General features: G+C 70.2%; 17 protein-coding genes. 8 read left to right on the forward strand and 9 right to left on the reverse strand.

Translation table 11 applies throughout. The features are described from left to right. The first annotated feature begins 7 nt into the window (after window positions 1–7). Together ACWH49_RS11995 and ACWH49_RS12000 are read left to right on the forward strand one after the other, a co-directional pair. Window positions 8–811 carry an ABC transporter permease gene (locus ACWH49_RS11995; protein WP_448171679.1) on the forward strand — a complete coding sequence of 268 codons (804 nt, stop codon included), beginning with the start codon at window positions 8–10 and terminating at the stop codon, window positions 809–811. A 16-nt stretch (window positions 812–827) separates the two neighbouring features. After that, the gene (locus ACWH49_RS12000) at window positions 828–2,759 is read left to right on the forward strand and encodes a PhoX family protein (protein ID WP_448171680.1); all 1,932 of its coding nucleotides are present in this window, start codon (window positions 828–830) and stop codon (window positions 2,757–2,759) included. A gap of 3 nt (window positions 2,760–2,762) precedes the next feature. Here the strand turns inward: ACWH49_RS12000 and ACWH49_RS12005 are convergent, their stop codons facing one another. Next, complete coding sequence (locus ACWH49_RS12005) at window positions 2,763–4,136, reverse strand: amidase family protein (protein ID WP_448171681.1); 1,374 nt, start codon at window positions 4,134–4,136, stop codon at window positions 2,763–2,765. A 74-nt stretch (window positions 4,137–4,210) separates the two neighbouring features. Here ACWH49_RS12005 and ACWH49_RS12010 point away from each other — a divergent pair, with 74 nt between their 5' ends. Next, entirely contained in the window at window positions 4,211–4,588 is a 378-nt protein-coding gene (locus tag ACWH49_RS12010) for a VOC family protein (RefSeq protein WP_448171682.1), read from the forward strand. Here ACWH49_RS12010 and ACWH49_RS12015 read toward each other — a convergent pair whose 3' ends face one another. Beyond that, a complete protein-coding gene (locus ACWH49_RS12015) occupies window positions 4,589–6,109 on the reverse strand; it encodes a CoA-acylating methylmalonate-semialdehyde dehydrogenase (protein ID WP_448171683.1) in 1,521 nt (506 codons plus the stop codon). 353 nt (window positions 6,110–6,462) lie between these two features. Between ACWH49_RS12015 and ACWH49_RS12020 the strand changes: the two genes are divergently transcribed. Then, window positions 6,463–7,176: a YecA/YgfB family protein gene (locus ACWH49_RS12020; protein ID WP_448171684.1), complete on the forward strand. Its 714-nt coding sequence runs from the start codon at window positions 6,463–6,465 to the stop codon at window positions 7,174–7,176. Here the strand turns inward: ACWH49_RS12020 and ACWH49_RS12025 are convergent. Together ACWH49_RS12025 and hemE are read right to left on the reverse strand one after the other, a co-directional pair. Then, window positions 7,165–9,276, reverse strand: a complete 2,112-nt coding sequence (locus ACWH49_RS12025) for a primosomal protein N' (RefSeq protein WP_448171685.1) — start codon at window positions 9,274–9,276, stop codon at window positions 7,165–7,167. The two genes, ACWH49_RS12020 and ACWH49_RS12025, sit on opposite strands and share 12 nt — an antisense overlap. 340 nt (window positions 9,277–9,616) lie before the next feature. Continuing rightward, window positions 9,617–10,687: a uroporphyrinogen decarboxylase gene (gene hemE / locus ACWH49_RS12030; protein WP_448171686.1), complete on the reverse strand. Its 1,071-nt coding sequence runs from the start codon at window positions 10,685–10,687 to the stop codon at window positions 9,617–9,619. A 62-nt stretch (window positions 10,688–10,749) separates the two neighbouring features. Here hemE and cysK point away from each other — a divergent pair, with 62 nt between their 5' ends. Further along, the gene (cysK, locus tag ACWH49_RS12035) at window positions 10,750–11,670 is read left to right on the forward strand and encodes a cysteine synthase A (RefSeq protein WP_448171687.1); all 921 of its coding nucleotides are present in this window, start codon (window positions 10,750–10,752) and stop codon (window positions 11,668–11,670) included. A 13-nt stretch (window positions 11,671–11,683) separates the two neighbouring features. On the opposite strand, the gene ACWH49_RS12040 is transcribed toward cysK, so the two are convergent. The 3 genes from ACWH49_RS12040 to ACWH49_RS12050 are packed head-to-tail and all read right to left on the reverse strand — an operon-like array spanning window position 11,684 to window position 13,396. Continuing rightward, window positions 11,684–12,220 carry an MOSC domain-containing protein gene (locus ACWH49_RS12040; protein ID WP_448171688.1) on the reverse strand — a complete coding sequence of 179 codons (537 nt, stop codon included), beginning with the start codon at window positions 12,218–12,220 and terminating at the stop codon, window positions 11,684–11,686. Further along, entirely contained in the window at window positions 12,217–12,540 is a 324-nt protein-coding gene (locus ACWH49_RS12045; RefSeq protein WP_448171689.1) for a DUF4326 domain-containing protein, read from the reverse strand. Before ACWH49_RS12045 ends, ACWH49_RS12040 begins: the two co-directional genes overlap by 4 nt. 55 nt (window positions 12,541–12,595) lie before the next feature. Further along, window positions 12,596–13,396 (reverse strand): hypothetical protein, encoded by an 801-nt coding sequence (locus ACWH49_RS12050; RefSeq protein ID WP_448171690.1) that lies wholly within the window; start codon window positions 13,394–13,396, stop codon window positions 12,596–12,598. Window positions 13,397–13,507: 111 nt separating this feature from the next. Between ACWH49_RS12050 and ACWH49_RS12055 the strand changes: the two genes are divergently transcribed. The 3 genes from ACWH49_RS12055 to ACWH49_RS12065 are packed head-to-tail and all read left to right on the forward strand — an operon-like array spanning window position 13,508 to window position 15,573. Next, on the forward strand, window positions 13,508–14,152 hold the full coding sequence (locus ACWH49_RS12055) for a LemA family protein (protein WP_448171691.1): 645 nt from the start codon (window positions 13,508–13,510) through the stop codon (window positions 14,150–14,152). A gap of 18 nt (window positions 14,153–14,170) precedes the next feature. Next, window positions 14,171–15,070: a TPM domain-containing protein gene (locus ACWH49_RS12060; RefSeq protein WP_448171692.1), complete on the forward strand. Its 900-nt coding sequence runs from the start codon at window positions 14,171–14,173 to the stop codon at window positions 15,068–15,070. Beyond that, on the forward strand, window positions 15,070–15,573 hold the full coding sequence (locus ACWH49_RS12065) for a TPM domain-containing protein (RefSeq protein ID WP_448171693.1): 504 nt from the start codon (window positions 15,070–15,072) through the stop codon (window positions 15,571–15,573). Before ACWH49_RS12060 ends, ACWH49_RS12065 begins: the two co-directional genes overlap by 1 nt. Before the next feature lie 6 nt (window positions 15,574–15,579). Here the strand turns inward: ACWH49_RS12065 and ACWH49_RS12070 are convergent, their stop codons facing one another. After that, on the reverse strand, window positions 15,580–16,386 hold the full coding sequence (locus ACWH49_RS12070) for a LytR/AlgR family response regulator transcription factor (RefSeq protein WP_448171694.1): 807 nt from the start codon (window positions 16,384–16,386) through the stop codon (window positions 15,580–15,582). Window positions 16,387–16,411: 25 nt separating this feature from the next. After that, window positions 16,412–17,491: a sensor histidine kinase gene (locus ACWH49_RS12075; protein WP_448171695.1), complete on the reverse strand. Its 1,080-nt coding sequence runs from the start codon at window positions 17,489–17,491 to the stop codon at window positions 16,412–16,414. Window positions 17,492–17,500 lie beyond the last annotated feature (9 nt).

Consider the following 17,500-nt stretch of genomic DNA (forward strand, 5'->3'; position numbering starts at 1 on the left):
GCCGGCCATGAAGTACCTTCGGTTTTGGCAGCTCGGGCTGCTGCTGCTGATCTTCGTGCTGTGGCACCTGCTGACCAAGCCGGGGCTGATCCCGCCGATCGTGTTCGAGAACGACCAGCAGGCCGCGTTCTTCTTCGGCGAGCCGTTGAAGATCTTCGGCCGGATCTGGGACTGGTTCGTCGTCAACGCCAACATCTACGAGCACCTCGGCGTCACGCTGCTCGAGACGGTGCTGGCGTTCGGCATCGGCACCGTGCTGGGTCTGGGCTGCGGGCTGTGGCTGGCGCTGAGCCCGATGGCCGCGGCGATCACCGACCCGTACATCAAGGCGCTGAACAGCATGCCGCGCGTGATCCTCGCGCCGATCTTCGCGGTCTGGTTCGGTCTGGGCATCGCGAGCAAGGTGGCGCTCGGCGTCACGCTGGTGTTCTTCATCGTCTTCTTCAACGTCTACCAGGGCGTGAAGGAGGTGAGTCCGGTCGTGCTCGCGAACGCGCGCATGCTCGGCGCGTCGCAGCGCCAGCTGCTGCGCCATGTCTACCTGCCGAGCGCGACCAGCTGGGTCTTCAGTTCGCTGCACACGAGCGTCGGGCTGGCGTTCGTCGGCGCGGTCGTCGGGGAATACCTGGGCTCGTCGCGCGGCGTCGGCTACCTGATCCTGCAGGCCGAGGGCTCGTTCGACATCAACACCGTGATGGCCGGCATCCTGGTGCTGACCGTGTTCGCGTTGCTGCTCGACGCGCTGGTGGGCCGGCTGGAGAAACGGCTGATGAAGTGGCAGCCCAAGACGGGCGAAACCGAGAAACTCTGAGAAGGCAGGGCGCGCAATGGCCAAGGACTTCGACACGATGGAGGACAGCAACCGCGCCTCCAATCCCAGCATCCACGACGTGTCCGATCCGGCGCGGCGCGTGTGGCTGCAGGGCGGTCTCGCCGCTTTCGCCGGTGCGGCGTTCGGGCCGCTGATGGCGGGCTGCGCCGCAGCCGGTGCGCGCACCGGCGCTCCGTTGCTCGGCTTCAAGGGCATCCCGGCCAGCGCGGCCGACAGGATCACGGTGCCCGACGGCTATGTCGCCACCGTGATCGCGGCCTGGGGCGAGCCGATCGGCGTGCCCGGCCAGATGCCCGCGTGGCGCGAGGACGCCTCGGCCAGCGCCGCCGACCAGGCGGTGCAGATGGGCATGCACCACGACGGCATCCACTTCTTCCCGCTGGCCGGCAGCAGCACGCGCGGGCTGTTGACGATGAACCACGAGTACACCGACGACGGCCTGCTGCACGCCGACGGCATGGCCACCTGGTCGGCCGAGAAGGTCCGCAAGGCGCAGGCCGCGCACGGCATCGCGGTGATCGAGGTCGAGCGCCGCGGCGACGCCTGGACGATGGTGCGGCCGTCGCCCTATGCGCGGCGCATCACCGCGACCACGCCGTTCGCGATCGGCGGGCCGGCCGGCGGCCACGCGCTGATGAAGACCGCCGCCGACCCGGCCGGCCGCACCGCGCTCGGCACGTTCAACAACTGCGCCAGCGGCAAGACGCCGTGGGGCACCTACCTGTCCGGCGAAGAGAATTTCAACGGCTACTTCGCGCTCGGCGACGCGCAGCCCGACGCGCACCAGCAGCGCTGGGGCCTGCGCAAGACCGCGTTCTACCGCTGGAACGAACATGACGATCGCTTCGACGCCGCGAAGCACCCGAACGAGTTCAACCGCTTCGGCTGGATCGTCGAGGTCGACCCGATGGACCCGAAGAGCACGCCGGTCAAGCGCACCGCGCTCGGCCGCGCGGTGCACGAGGGGGCGTGGGTCGCGGTCACGCGCGACGGCCGGGCCGTCGTCTACTCGGGCGAGGATTCGCGCTTCGAGTACATCTACAAGTTCGTCAGCCGCGACCGGATCGCGCCGGCCGGCAACGGCCTGACGCAGGCCCAGGCGAACCGCGAACTGCTCGACCACGGCACGCTGTACGTCGCCCGCTTCGATGCCGACGGCACCGGCCGCTGGATGCCGCTGGTGCACGGCACCGGCCCGTTGACGGGGGCGAACGGCTTCGCCGACCAGGGCGAGGTGCTGATCAAGGCCCGCCAGGCGAGCGACCTGCTCGGCGCCACCAAGATGGACCGCCCCGAGTGGCTCGCGATCGACCAGCAGGCGCGCGAGGTCTACTGCACGCTCACCAACAACACCGCGCGTGGCGCGAAGGGCCAGCCCGGCGTCGATGCCGCGAACCCGCGCGTCGACAACGCGATGGGCCAGATCATCCGCTGGAAGGAGGGCGCGGCGGCCGGCGGCGATTTCGACGCCACCACGATGCGCTGGGACCACCTGGTGCTCGCCGGCGACCCGGCCAACGCGCGTGCCGAGGCCCAGGGCAACATCAAGGGCGACATCTTCGGCTGCCCCGACGGCCTGATGCTCGACGCCCGCGGCGTGTTGTGGATCCAGACCGACGCGCATGCCAGCGTGTTGAATAAGGGCGAGTTCGCGCGCATCGGCAACAACCAGATGCTCGCGTTCGACCGCGGCACCGGCGAGGCCCGGCGCTTCCTGACCGGCCCGGTCAACTGCGAGATCACCGGTGCGACGCTGACGCCCGACGGCACGACGATGTTCATCAACGTGCAGCACCCCGGCGAGACGCCGAGCGACCGCAGCGACCCGGCCGAGCCGAACAAGTTCTCCAAGTGGCCGAGCGGCGGGCGGCCGCGTTCGGCCACGGTGGTGATCCGCCGCCTCGATGGCGGCGTGATCGGCGCCTGAGCGTCAGCCGGCGCGCAGCGCCTCGATCTGCCGCGCCAGCGCGATCGTCGTGCGGTCGTGCAGGAACGCGCCGATGATCTGCACGCCGATCGGCAGGCCGTCAGGGCTCTCGGCAATCGGCGCGGCGGTCGCGGGCAGGCCGGCGAACGTCGCCATGCCGGACCACGCCAGCTGGTCGCCGAAGGCAGTCGGCTCGCCGTCCAGCAGCAGCGACCGCTTGCTCCAGACCGGCTCGTCGGTGAGCGGGAACGCGGCCGTGCCGAACACCGGCGCGAGCACCACGTCGAACTCGGCGAACAGCGCGCGCCACTCGCGCCGGACCTTCGCGCGGCGCTGGACCAGGTTGAACCACTCGTGCGCCGAGATCACCTCGCGTCCGCCCGGCGCGCCGTAGGTCGTGATCGTCATCAGCATCTGCACGTAGGGGCGGTGCACGCCCGCGAGTTCGGGCAGCAGTGCGCTCGACCGCTCGATGCGGGCGCCTTCGCGCACCAGGTCACCGGCCAGGAGATGCAGCGCCTCGCGCGTCGGCGCATCGGCGCGGGCGCTCGGATGCGTGTCGAGCAGCAGCACGCGCATGCCGTCGATCGTCGGCACGCGCGGTGCGGGCAGGTCGAGGCGGTAGCCGTTCGCCTCGTCGCCGTCCGGGCCGGCGAGCACCCCCAGCGCGAGGTCCAGGTCGGCGGCGCGGCGTGCCATCGGGCCGCACACCGCAAGGTCGATGCCGGCGCCATCGGTGCCCGGCGGCGCGTGGCCGCGCGAGGGCAGCAGGTCGAAGCTCGGCTTGTGGCCGAACACGCCGCAGAAGTGCGCCGGCACGCGGATCGAGCCGCCGATGTCGGAACCGAGCTCGAGCGGCACCATGCCGGCCGCCAGCGCCGCGGCGCCGCCGCCGGACGAGCCGCCGGGCGTGCGGGTCGCATCGTGCGGGTTGACGGTGACGCCGTGGATCGGGTTCGCGCTCTGCCAGTCGCCGAGCGACGGCGGGACGTTGGTCTTGCCGAGGATGATCGCGCCGGCGGCCTTCAGGCGCCGGACCAGCACCGCGTCCTCGGTGGGCACGAAGTCGCGGAACGCGGCGATGCCCCAGGTCGTCGGCAGGCCGGCGACGTTGTACGACTCCTTGACCGTCATCGGCACGCCGAGCAGCGCGCCGGTCGTGTCGCCCTCGGCGATGCGGGCGTCGCAGGCTAGTGCCTGCGCGCGAGCGCGGTCGAAGTCGCGCACGACGACGGCGTTGATCGGCCCGTCGAGGCGCTCGATCCGCGCGATTGCCGCGTCGCACAACGCCACCGCGGTGATGCGGCGCGTGCGGACCGCCTCGGCCAGTTCGCCGGCGGTGGCGGAATCGAGATCGGAAGGTGCGGCATGCGTCATCGGAGGCCTTCGGAGATGGTGTTCATGGCGGCCCTGCAGGCGCAAAATGAACTCGCACTCGACAGGAGACGACCATGTTGACACATGCGCCCGTGACCACGATGTTGCCGGTCAAGGATCTCGCCCGGGCCCGCCAGTTCTACGAGGGCCGGCTGGGCCTGACGCCGATCGGCGCGCAGGCCGACGGCAAGTTCACGTTCGACTGCGGCGGCGCGACCCTGGCGCTCTTCCCGAAAGAAGGCGGCACCAAGGCCGATCACACCGCCGTCAGCTTCCGCGTGCCCGACATCGCAGCCAGCATCGCGGAACTGAAGGCGGCCGGCGTGGTGTTCGAGGACTACGACTTCCCGGGGTTGAAGACCGTCGAGCATGTCTGCGTGCTCGGTGCCGAGAAGGCCGCGTGGTTCCTCGACACCGAAGGCAACATCTTGTGCCTGCACGAAGACCTGTGACTACTTCGCCGTCGGCATCACGAACTCGGCGCCCTTGCCGATGCTGGCGGGCCAGCGCTGCATGATCGACTTCTGCTTGGTGTAGAAGCGCACGCCTTCCTCGCCGTAGGCGTGCATGTCGCCGAACAGGCTGCGCTTCCAGCCGCCGAAGCCGTGCCAGGCCATCGGCACCGGGATCGGCACGTTGATGCCGACCATGCCGACCTGGATGCGGCGCGAGAACTCGCGCGCCACGTTGCCGTCGCTGGTGAAGCAGGCGACGCCGTTGCCGAACTCGTGCGCGTTGATCAGGTCGACCGCCTCCTTGAGGTCGTGCACGCGCACGCAGCCGAGCACCGGGCCGAAGATCTCTTCCTTGTAGATCCGCATCTCGGGCGTCACGTGGTCGAACAGCGTGCCGCCGGTGAAGAAGCCCTGCTCGTGACCCGCGACCTGGTGGCCGCGGCCGTCGACCACCAGCGTCGCGCCTTCCTCGACGCCGGTGCCGATGTAACCCTCGATCCGCTCCAGCGCCTGCTTCGTGACGATCGGGCCCATCTCGGCATCGAGTTCCATGCCGTTCTTGATCTTCAGCGCCCTGGCGCGTTCGGCCAGCTTCGGCACGACCTTGTCGGCCGCGTCGCCGACCAGCACCGCGACGCTGATCGCCATGCAGCGCTCGCCGGCCGAGCCGTAGGCCGCGCCGATCAGCGCGTCGACGGCCTGGTCGATGTCCGCATCCGGCATCACGACCATGTGGTTCTTCGCGCCGCCCAGCGCCTGCACGCGCTTGCCGTGGTGCGCGCCGGTCTCGTAGATGTATTGCGCGATCGGGGTGGAGCCGACGAAGCTCAGCGCCTTGACGTCGGGGTGGGTCAGCAGCGCATCGACCGCGACCTTGTCGCCCTGCACGACGTTGAACACGCCCGGCGGCAGGCCGGCCTGCGTCAGCAGCTCGGCCATGAACACCGAGCACGACGGATCGCGCTCGCTCGGCTTCAGGATGAAGGTGTTGCCGCAGGCGATCGCGACCGGGTACATCCACATCGGGACCATGCACGGGAAGTTGAACGGCGTGATGCCGGCAACCACGCCGAGCGGCTGGCGCAGCGTCCAGTTGTCGATGCCGGTGCTCACCTGATCCGTGTAGTCGCCCTTCAGCAGCTGCGGCACGCCACACGCGAACTCGACGATGTCGATGCCGCGCGTGACCTCGCCCTGCGCGTCGGTGAAGACCTTGCCGTGCTCGGCGGTGATCATCGCGGCGAGAGTGTCGCGGTGCTGGTTCAGCAGCTCGAGGAACTTGTTCATGATCCGCGCGCGGCGGATCGGCGGCGTGTCGGCCCAGGCCGGGAACGCGGCCTGGGCGGCGGCGACCGCGGCCGACACTTCCTCGACCGAGGCCAGCGCGACCTGGCGTGCCACGGCGCCGGTGGCCGGGTTCCAGACCGGCTGGCGGCGCCCCGAGGTGCTGGCAACCGCGCGGCCGCCGATGTGGTGCCCGACCTCGGTCGTGGCCGTGAATGCTTCGGGTGCGCCCATGGTGAATCTCCTCGCAGCGGTGATGGCGGAACAGCCGGACAGTCTATGCCAGCCCGAAAAAAAGCCCACCCGCGTGAGCGGGTGGGCTGGGAAGTCCTTCGGAAAGGACGTCGTTGGGACCGGTACCGGTTCAGCGCCCTGTTCGGTGTGGTGTTCTTGGCCGGGCGTTTCGAACCATGCGTCGTGCCTTCCGGAGAAGACGCCGTGTGACAGCAATCAGGGCACTCTAGGGACGCGTTCCGGCACCCACCATCCCCAATTCGAGGGACCGGGCGGCGACGTTGCTTTTTGCCCCGCATCGCAGTGAAAAACGTCACACGGGCCGCGCCGCGCGCAGCGGTGACAATCCGGGCATGGCCGCCCCACCCCCCCGCCAGACGCCGCGTTCGGCCCAGCCGCTCACCGAGCGCGAGCTCGACGAACTGCAGGCGCTGCTAGATCGCGTGCCCGCGCCGCTGGAGGCGCTGGATGTCAGCATGGTCGACGGCTACCTGTGCGGCGTGCTGCTGCAGCCGCGCCGCATCGCCGTCGCGCGCTGGATGCCGCATGTCACCGATGTCGATGGCCGCGCCCTGCCGGCGAAGTTCGACGCCGCCAGGCTGCACGCGCTGGTGCTGCGCCGGCATGCCGAACTCGACGACGCGATCCAGCGTCGCCAGTGGTTCGATCCGTGGGTGTTCGAACTGGCCGACGACGATGCCGACGCCGGGACGCCCGCCCGGGCGGACGACGACGATGAAGACGACCCGGGCGACGCCGGCGCGATCGACGCCGTCTACCCCTGGGTCGCCGGTTTCGCGACCGCGCTGGAGCTGTTCCCCGATTTGATGGCCCTCGACCCGAAGGCGCTGACCGAGCCGCTCGCGCTGGTCTACCGCCACCTCGGGCCGGACGACCTCGAGGACGCCGACGAGTTGCTCGCCGAGATCGAGTCGCTCGAGCCGCCGGAAGACCTCACCGAGGCCGTCGAAGGCCTGGTGCGGGCGACGCTGCTGCTCGCCGACGTCTCGCGCCCGGTCGGCGGCTCGGGCCCGCCGGCGCGCCGCATGCGGCCGTCAAATCGCTGACGGATCGACGTCGACCGCCCAGCGCAGGATGCGCTCGTCGGCGCCCTTGCGCTCGCGCCGCAGCCCGTGCAGCGCGGGCAGCCACAGCGCCAGGAAGCGCTGCAGCGCGACCCGCGACGCGGACTCGATCAGCACCTGCATGCGCTCCACGTCGGCGACCCGCGCCACGCCCAGCGGCACCGGCGGGTACACCATGACCTGATCGGCACCGGGCAGCGTGGTCGCGAGTTCGGCCGCGGCATGCAGGAACGCGCGCGCCGCCTCGGGCGTGCGCGCGTCGGCGCGCAGGATCGCGAGGTGCGAGAACGGCGGCAGGCCGGCCATCTCGCGCTCCTTCAGCTGGCTCGCCGCGAACGCGTCGAAATCGTGCGTCCGCAACGCGCCGTACAGCGCGTGGGTGGGGTGCCAGGTCTGCACCCACAGCTCGCTGCGGTCGGCGTGCGCGGCGTCGCGCCCGGCGCGGCCGCCGGCCTGCATCAGCAGCGCGAACAGGCGCTCGGGTGCGCGGAAGTCGCTGCTGAAGAGCGAGCTGTCCGGATTGACCGCGGCCACCAGCGTGATGCGCCGGAAGTCGTGCCCCTTGGTCACCATCTGCGTGCCGACCAGCACGTCCACGTCGCCGGCGTGCACGGCGCCCAGTTGCGCCTCGAGCGCGCCCTTCAGGCGCGTGCTGTCGGCGTCGATGCGGGCGACGCGGGCCGGCCGGTCGTCGGGCGTGCGCAGCAGTGCGGCGAGCTGCTCCTCGAGCCGCTCGGTGCCGCGGCCGATCGGCGCGATGTCGAGGTTGCCGCAGTCGGGGCACGCACGCGGGACCCGCTCGGTGAAGCCGCAGTGGTGGCAGCGCAGCGTGCGGTCGAGCTTGTGGAACACGCGCCAGGCGCTGCAGTGCGGGCAGCCGCTCTTCCAGCCGCATTCGCCGCAATGCAGCACCGGCGCGTAGCCGCGGCGGTTCAGGAACACCAGGCTCTGCTCGCCGCGCGCCAGCCGGTCCTGCAGCGCCGCCACCAGCGGTGCGGACAGCGCGGTGTTCACGCCGTGCAGCTTGGGCTGCTGCGTCATGTCGACCAGCCGCACCTTGGGCAGCGCGCCGCCGCCGATGCGCGCCGGCAGCGCCAGCTTCAGGTACTTGCCCTCGGCGGCGCGCTGCCAGCTCTCCAGCGACGGCGTCGCCGAGCCGAGCACGACCGTCGCCTTCTCGAGCCGGCCGCGGTAGACCGCCAGATCGCGGGCCGAGTAGCGCGCGCCCTCTTGCTGCTTGTAGGACGGGTCGTGCTCCTCGTCGACGACGATCAGCCCGAGCCGCGGCATCGACGCGAACACCGCCAGCCGCGTGCCCAGCACCAGATCGGCCAGACCGAGGTGCGCGGCGAGCCAGCTGCGCAGCCGCTGCGCCGGCGTCAGCGCGCTGTGCAGCGAGACGATGTGGCGGCCGGCGAAGCGTTCGGCGAAGCGCGCTTCGAGTTGGGGCGTCAGGTTGATCTCCGGCACCAGCACCAGCGCCTGCCGGCCAGCGGCCAGCGCGCGCGCGGCCGCGCCGAGGTAGACCTCCGTCTTGCCGCTGCCGGTCACGCCGTGCAGCAGCACCGGGGGCGGCAGGGCCTGCGCGCCGGCCTGGGCGATGCGATCGAGCACGTCCTGTTGACCGGTCGTCAGCGGCGGGGCGCCGGTAGGGGGCGCGCCGGCCGGCGCGGCCGCCATCGCCTTGTGCAGCTTGCGGATCCGGTTGGCGAGTTGCGCGTCGTCGAGCTTGCGCAGCTCGGGCGGCAGGACAGACAGCGCGACCTCTCCGGTGCTGCGCTGGTAGTAGCCTGCCGCGAAATCGACCAGCTCGCGCCATGCAGCACCGAGCGGCGGCAGTGCCGCCAGCGCCGCGCCGACCAGGCGCAGGTTGACGCCGGGGTCGGCGCTCGAGCCGTCGCCCCACACGATGCCCGGCACCTCGCGTCGGCCCAAGGGCACGCGCACCAGCGTTCCGGCCGCGAGCGTGTGCTCGCTCAGGTAGTCGAGCGGGCCGGACAGGCCGGTGTGCTGCGGCGCCTCGACCGCCACCAGCACGCGCGCGCCCTGGGGTACCGGCTGACAGGGCAGGTTACCGGTCAAATCTCAACTTTCGTTCACAAAGTAGCGTTAAGTCGATGATTTTGAAGCGCTTTCCAAACTTTCCACTTCTGCTGTGGATAACTTTGTGCGTAACCATGTCGGCAATGCCCGCAAAGGCTTGCTGCGCTTGGCATCGCCAAAGAATGCCCGCTGAAGCAGCAACACTACGAAGTCAATGAAATCAACGACTTAGCGTAAAGAAACAGAACGCTCTTGTTGCGTCGCAGCACTGAATGCTGCGTCTGTTACGCATGCCCGATTTTGGGGATAAGTCAAGCCCTGAGCGCTCACTTACCGGCAAAAGAAAAACGCGGGCCAGTCGTGCGCGCCCGGCCGGCGTTCAGCCGGAGGCGAGTTGACGCTTCGAGACCTCGTGCACGGTGTCGACCAGCACGCTGACGTTTTCCGGCGGCGTGTGCTGACTGATGCCATGGCCGAGGTTGAACACATGGCCGCCCGGCCGGCCGTAGCTTTCCAGCGTGCGGGTCACTTCGGCACGGATCGCGTCGGGCGTCGCGAACAGCACGTTCGGATCGATGTTGCCCTGCAGCGCCACCCGGTCGCCGATCCGCGCGCGCGCCGTCCCGAGGTTCACGGTCCAGTCCAGGCCGACCACGTCCGGCTGGATGGCGGCGATGTCCTCCAGCCACAGCCCCCCGCCCTTGGTGAAGACGATGTGCGGGATGCGCTGCCCGTCGTGCTCGCGCTTCAGCTGCTGCAGCACGCGGCGCGTGTAGGCCAGGCTGAATTGCTGGAACGCGCCGTCCGCCAGCACGCCGCCCCAGCTGTCGAAGATCATCACGGCCTGCGCGCCGGCCTCGATCTGCGCGTTCAGGTACTGCGCGACCGCGGCGGCGTTGACCTCGAGCATGCGGTGCATCAGGTCCGGGCGGCTGTAGAGCATGGTCTTGACCAGGCGGTAGTCGTCCGAGCCGGCGCCTTCGACCATGTAGCAGGCCAGCGTCCACGGGCTGCCGGAGAAGCCGATCAGCGGCACGCGGCCGTTCAGCGCCTTGCGGATCGACGCGACCGCGTCGAACACGTAGCGCAGCTTGGCCATGTCCGGCACCTCGAGCTTCGCGACCGCGGCCTCGTCGCGCACCGGGTGCGCGAACTTCGGGCCCTCGCCGAGCGCGAACGACAGGCCAAGACCCATCGCGTCCGGCACGGTCAGGATGTCGCTGAACAGGATCGCGGCGTCGAGGGCGTAACGTTCGAGCGGCTGCAACGTGACCTCGGTCGCGTAGTCGGTGTTGGTCGCCAGCCCCATGAAGCTGCCGGCCTGGGCGCGCGTGGCGCGATATTCCGGCAGGTAGCGCCCCGCCTGGCGCATCAGCCAGACCGGGGTGTGCGTGGTGGGCTGGCGCAGGCAGGCGCGCAGAAAGCTGTCGTTCAGCAGGGGTGCAGGCATGGCGGGATTGTCGCAAACCGTTGCGTGTCCATAATTGGTGGCGCAACCCACGGAGGAACCCGATGCTGGCCAACGACATCCTGAGCACGATCGGCAAGACGCCGCACATCCGCGTCAACCGCCTGTTCGGCAACACGCACAGCGTGTACATCAAGAGCGAACGCTCGAACCCGGGCGGCTCGATCAAGGACCGGATCGCGCTGGCGATGGTTGAGGCCGCCGAGGCCTCGGGCGCGCTCAAGCCGGGCGGCACGATCATCGAGCCGACCTCGGGCAACACGGGCGTCGGTCTGGCGATGGTCGCGGCCGTCAAGGGCTACAAGCTGATCCTGGTGATGCCCGACAGCATGAGCGTCGAGCGTCGGCGCCTGATGCTGGCCTACGGCGCGAAGTTCGAACTGACGCCGCGCGAGAAGGGCATGAACGGCTCGATCGCGCGGGCCACCGAACTGCTCGCGCAGACGCCCGACAGCTGGATGCCGCAGCAGTTCGAGAACCCGGCCAACATCGACGTCCACGAGCGCACCACCGCGCAGGAGATCGCGGCCGACTTCCCGAGCGGCATCGACGTGCTGATCACCGGCGTGGGCACCGGCGGTCACATCACCGGCTGCGCGAAGGTGCTGAAGGCGATGTGGCCGAAGCTGCAGGTGTTCGCCGTCGAACCGAGTGCCTCGCCGGTCATCAGCGGTGGCAAGCCGAGCCCGCACCCCATCCAGGGCATCGGCGCCGGCTTCATCCCGAAGAACCTGCACACCGACTTGCTCGATGGTGTGATCCAGGTCGAGGCCGAGGCTGCGCGCGAGATGGCGCGGCGCGCGGCGCGCGAGGAGGGCATGCTGGTCGGCATCTCGTCGGGCGCGACGCTCGCGGCGATCGGCCAGAAGCTCGCCAGCCTGCCCGCCGGCGCGACGGTGCTGGGCTTCAACTACGACACCGGTGAGCGCTACCTGTCGATCGAGGGGTTCCTGCCGACCGAGTGAGGGGGTCGCCGCTTCAGGCGAGTTGGCAGCGCACCGCATCGCCGGTGCGCAGCTGCCCGCCTTGCAGCACGCGCGCCGTGACCCCGCCGTGGCCGCGCATCGCGTTGTAGCCGCCCGGGCCGAGCCGCGCTTCCATCTGCGAGCAGGGATCGCACGGGCCGGTGATCTCGAGCACGACGTCCATGCCGAAATGCAGATGCAGCGGCTGGTCCTTGAACAGCGTGCGCGCGGCGAGCAGGTTGATGCCGCTCACCACGAGGTTGCGGCGCAGCGGCGCGGCATCGAGGTGCGGCAGGCCGGCCAGCGACGCAATCACCGCGAGGTGCTCGGCCTGGATCAGCGTGACCTGCCGCTTGCCGCCCAGTGGCGAGGCGCCGGCAAGGGCCGCGCTGCGGTCACCGTCGAGGCCGCGGGTGGCGAGGGCCCGGACCGTGTCGACCACCCGCATCGGCGCCCCTCGCGCGGGCCGCAGCAGGATCGTTTCCAGGCGACCCGCGCGCGGAAACTGAGCCGTCAGCGCGCGCAAGCCCCCGGCATCCGGTGCGCTCATCGACCGTTCGCGATCTTCAGCATGAGGTCGGCGTGGCACGGGCCGTCGAGCGCGCACCAGCAGGCGAGGTGGCGGCCGCGAAGTGCGCCGCGGATCTCCTCGACCGACGGCGGCACGGCACCGTCGGGTGCCGCGAGCGCCCCCTTCATCCAGGCCGCGTGATTCGCCACGGCCGCCGCCACCGAACCGCACGCCGCCGGCGTGAACGGATTGCCCCAGCGCGTGGTCCGGTCGATCTTGACGGTGTTCTCGGGCATCTTCCAGCCCTTGGTTCGCTTGAGCTGGACGCGGTGCGGGGCGGTGGCGGGAGCGGCGGGCATGTGCAGGCAGAAACGGAACGTCGGGGCGCTCAGCTTAGACGCGCCGCGCCGGATCTCAAAGCGCGCGTCGGGGCAGCACGATGGCCGGGGCCTCACCGCGCGCCAGCCAGGCGTCGACCAGCAGGCACGCGTCCGCCAGTTGCGCGGCCTGCCACACCAGCTCGGGCGGCGCGACGCGCGTGCCAGCCGCGCTGCCCGGCAGGCGCGCCGCCAACTCGACCACGAACTGCGCGACCTTGCGCGCCCGCACCGGCTGGTTCGAGGCCGCGACCATCATCTGCATCTGCGCGAGCACGCCGTCGGCCAGGCGTTGCAGCCATTGCGCGGCGCGCGCGGCGCCCGGCTTCTGCGCCGAACGAACGAACACCAGGTGCTCGAAGCCGAGCGCCGCGACGGCCTGCTCGTCGAGGTTGGCCAGGCCGATCTTGAGCGCGTCCGGCAGCCCGGCCGGCGCGTGCGGCAGCACGACGATCAGGTGCTTCACGCTGCGTGCGATCAACCAGCGCGCGAGCGGCAGCAGGTCGTGCGGCTGCGGTCGCGCGAAGGCCAGCTCGCGGCCGTTCGCGTGCCGCTCGCGATCGAACACGATGATCGCGAGGTCGGCGATCGGCGCGCCCTCGGCGACAGACGCGTCGAGCGACTCGACGACAACCGGCTCGAGCCCGTGCATCGCCGTCGTCAACGCACGCGTCGCCAATACCTTCACCGGCGCGAAGCGGCGGCTCGCGAGCATCGATTCGAGCACCGCGGACCCGAGCGCGCCGCCGCCCCCGACCACGAGCGCCGCTCGCGACGCCGCGGCCGCCGCGCGGGGCGACGTGCGTCCGGCGCGCAACGCATGATTCAGCAGGGTCATGCGGCACTGTAACCACGGCATCGCGGCCTACAGCATTGAAAGCGAACCGGACGGCCGCATCTCGCGGCTGCGGGGTAGGATTGCCGCGCCATCTTTCAGGAGGAACAGAACATGACCCTTGCTCTCTCATCGCGCCCGTTCGCCGTCGGTCGCGCGCTGGTCGCCGGCCTGGCCGCGCTGGCGATGCTCGCGCTCTCGGGCTGCGGCTACAACACGTTCCAGTCGCTCGACGAGCAGAGCAAGGCCGCGTGGTCCGAGGTGCTGAACCAGTACCAGCGCCGCGCCGACCTGATCCCGAACATCGTCGCCACCGTCAAGGGCGAGGCCAGCTTCGAGCAGGACACGCTGACCAAGGTGATCGAGGCGCGCGCCAAGGCCACCAGCATCCAGGCCACGCCCGAGCTGGTCAACGACCCGGCCGCATTCCAGAAATTCCAGCAGGCGCAGGGTGAACTCACCGGCGCGCTGAGCCGCCTGATGGTCGTCGCCGAGCAGTACCCGCAGCTCAAGGCCAACCAGGCCTTCCAGGACCTGCGCGTGACCCTCGAAGGCACCGAGAACCGCATCACCGTGGCGCGCAACCGCTACATCAAGACGGTCGAGGAATACAACGTGCTCGCGCGCAGCTTCCCGAACAACCTGACCGCGATGATCTTCGGCTACAAGACCAAGCCGAACTTCACGGTCCAGAACGAAGCGCAGATCTCGGTGCCGCCGAGCGTCGATTTCAGCAAGCCGGCCTCGGCCGCGAAGTGATCCGCGCGAGCCGCTGAGATGCTGCGACGCCTGCTCGCCGCGCTGCTGGGCGCGCTGCTGTGGTTCGCCACCGCGGCGCACGCGCAGGGCGTGCTGCCGGTGCCGCCGCTCAGCGCCCGCGTGATCGACCAGACCGGCACGCTCACCGAGGCGCAGACCACCGCGCTGATCCAGAAGCTCGCGCTGATCGAGACCCAGCGCGGTGCGCAGGTCGTGGTGCTGATCGTGCCGACGACCGCGCCCGAGGACATCGCCGCCTACGGGCAGCGTGTCGCCGACACCTGGAAGGTCGGGCGGCGCGATGTCGGCGACGGGCTGGTGATCGTGGTCGCGAAGAACGACCGGCGCATCAACATCGAGGTCGCGAAGACGCTCGAAGGCCCGATCCCGGACGTGCTCGCCGGCCGCATCATCAACGAGCAGATCAAGCCGGCGTTCCAGAAGAACGACTACGCCGGCGGCCTGAACGCCGCCATCGACCGGCTCGACAAGGCGATCGCCGGCGAGGCGCTGCCCGCGCCGACTCGCCAGGGCGGCCAGGCCAGCCGCAACAACGGCTTCGACCTGCAGGACCTCGCGATCTTCCTGTTCTTCGGTGTGATCGTCGGCGGTGCGGTGCTGCGCGCGATGCTGGGCCGCGGGCTCGGATCGGTCGCGACCGGTGCGCTGGCCGGCGGCATTGCGTGGTGGATCACGGCGAGCGTGCTGATCGCCGGCGGGGCCGGGCTGATTGCGCTGATCGTCGCAGCGCTCGGCGGACTGGGCCTGGGCGGCGGGCGGCGCGGCGGCAGCGGGCCGATCATCTGGGGTGGCGGTGGTGGTGGTGGCTTCGGCGGCGGATCGGGCGGCGGAGGCGGCGGCTTCAGCTCGGGCGGCGGTGGCGATTTCGGCGGCGGCGGCGCCTCGGGGAGCTGGTGATGGACTGGCTGCGCACTTTCAGGCACCAACGGCTGGACGCGCGCGATGCCAAGCGCCTGCTCGGCGACGGCGCGATGCAACGCATCGAACAACGCGTGGCAGCGAGCGAGCGGCGCCACAGCGGCGAGATCCGCGTCTGCATCGAGGCCGGCCTGCCGATCAGCTACCTCAAGCGCGACGCACCGACCCGCGAGCGCGCCGTGATGATGTTCGGCAAGCTGCGCGTCTGGGACACCGAGCACAACAACGGCGTGCTGATCTACCTGCTGCTGGCCGAGCATGCGATCGAGCTCGTCGCCGACCGTGGCGTCGCGCGTCATGTCGACGCCGTCGAGTGGACGCGCATCACCGCGACGATGAGCGCCGCGTTCAAGGCCGGCCGATTCGAGGAGGGGCTGAACCAGGCGATCGATGCGGTCGACGCGCTGCTCGCGAAGCACTACCCGCTCGCGCCCGGCGAGACCAATCCGAACGAGTTGCCGGACGCGCCGTACCTGCGCTGACGCCGCCTACATCGGCCGGAACAGGTGCCCGAAGGCGCGGCTGACCTTCAGTGGCCGCTGCAGCCCGCGCAGGCTCAGGCTGTAATGTCCGTTCTCGTCGCGCGTGGCGCTGACGATCGCGCTCGAATTGACCATCACGCTGCGATGCACCTGGATGAAGTCGGTCGAATCGATGCGGGCCATCAGTTCGCGCAGGCTCATGCGCACCAGCGCCTCGCCGGTCGGGGTCACGACGTTCACATACTTCTCGGTGGCCTCGAAGCAGACCACGTCGGCCAGCGGAATCATTCGCACCGTGTTGCCCACGCCCGCGCGTATGACCTTGATGCGTTCGCCGGATTCGCTTTCGGGCCCGGCGATGGCTTGCACGCGCCTCATCAGCGCCGCCATGTCGCCCGCCTGGGGCGACGCCGCCCGCTGCGCCAGCCGCGCCTTCAGCCGATCCACGCTCTGCTGCAGGCGGTCGGGCGTCGCGGGCTTGAGCAGGTAGTCGACGGCGGCGCGTTCGAACGCCGGGATGGCGAAGTTGTCGTAGGCGGTGATGAACACGAACAGGGGTTCGGCGCGGTCGTCGGGCCACTCGTCGGCCACGACCTCGGCCACCTCGATGCCGGTGCGGCCAGGCATCTTGATGTCGAGGAACATCACGTCGGGCAGCGACGTCAGGGCGAGTTCGGTGGCCCCGAGGCCGTCGTCTGCGACGCCGACGATGCGCAGCTCCGGCCACGCCTGGGCCAGCAGGCGCGCGAGTGTGCGGGCGAGAACCGGCTCGTCCTCGGCGATCACGGCAGTCGGCGTTCGGCTCGGGGTCATGAAGGTGTCCTTCGCAGGCGGCACATCAGGTCGGAATGAATACGACGGCGTTGATGCCGCTGGGGTCTCGGCGTTCGAGGTGGAGGCGGGCCGCAGGGCCGTAGACCACGCGCAGACGATCCCGCACATGCTGCAGCCCGTAGCCGCCAGGGGCCGACCGGCTGGAGGGCGCCGAAGGGTCGTCGTCGGCGTCGGGCGGCAGTCCCAGGCCGCTGTCACTCACGCGGATTTCGATGCCTGCGGGCAGCGCGCGCGCTACGATCTCGATGCTGCCGTGGCCCACCTTGGGTTCCAGGCCATGCTTGATGGCGTTTTCCACCAGCGGCTGCAGCAGCATCGGGGGCACCGTGCTGCGCTCCAGGGCGGCGGGCAGCTCGAGGCGATAGCTCAGGCGCGGCCCCATGCGCACGGCCATGATGTCCAGGTAGGCGCGCAATTGCGCGAACTCCCGGCTGAGTGCCACCGATTCGGTTTGCGACGCGACCAGTGCGCTGCGCAGATAGACGATGAGCTGGTCGATCATCGTCTCGGCGCGGTCCACGTCCTCGCGCACCAGAGAACGCACATTGGCGAGCGAATTGAAGAGCATGTGCGGATCGAGCTGGGCGCGGAGCAGCCGCAGCTGGGCTTCGACCGCGAGCCGCTGTGCTTCGGAGCGTGCCGTCGCTTCCCTCGCGAGGGTCTCCCTCGTCGCGAAATGGTTCAGGGCGATGCCGCCCGCCAGCACGGTGAAGAGAATCGGGATCAGGCTGATCTGCTGGTGGCCCACCATGCGCATCGGTTCGCCCAGCGCCAGAAACGCGAACTGGTGTCCCACGAAGTAGCCGACCGGAATGGCGATCAACCCGATCAGCATCCAGCGCAGCGCGGGCCTGAAACGGTCGAAGCGGCGGGTGCGCAGCAGCACGAACACGCACGCCATCATGGTCAGGCCGACGCATTCATGGAACACCAGCAGCCGCGGGTAGGTTTCGAGCCCGGGCACGAGGACGTACAGCAGCGTCGAGGCCAGGGCCCAGAACGCGATGGCAGCGCCGATCACGGGCAGTGCGACCTTGAGCCGGTCGGGCCAGGCGCGGGCGAGGGGGAGGCTAGACGGAGGCATGGCGGGCAA

The organism is Rhizobacter fulvus (assembly GCF_964020785.1).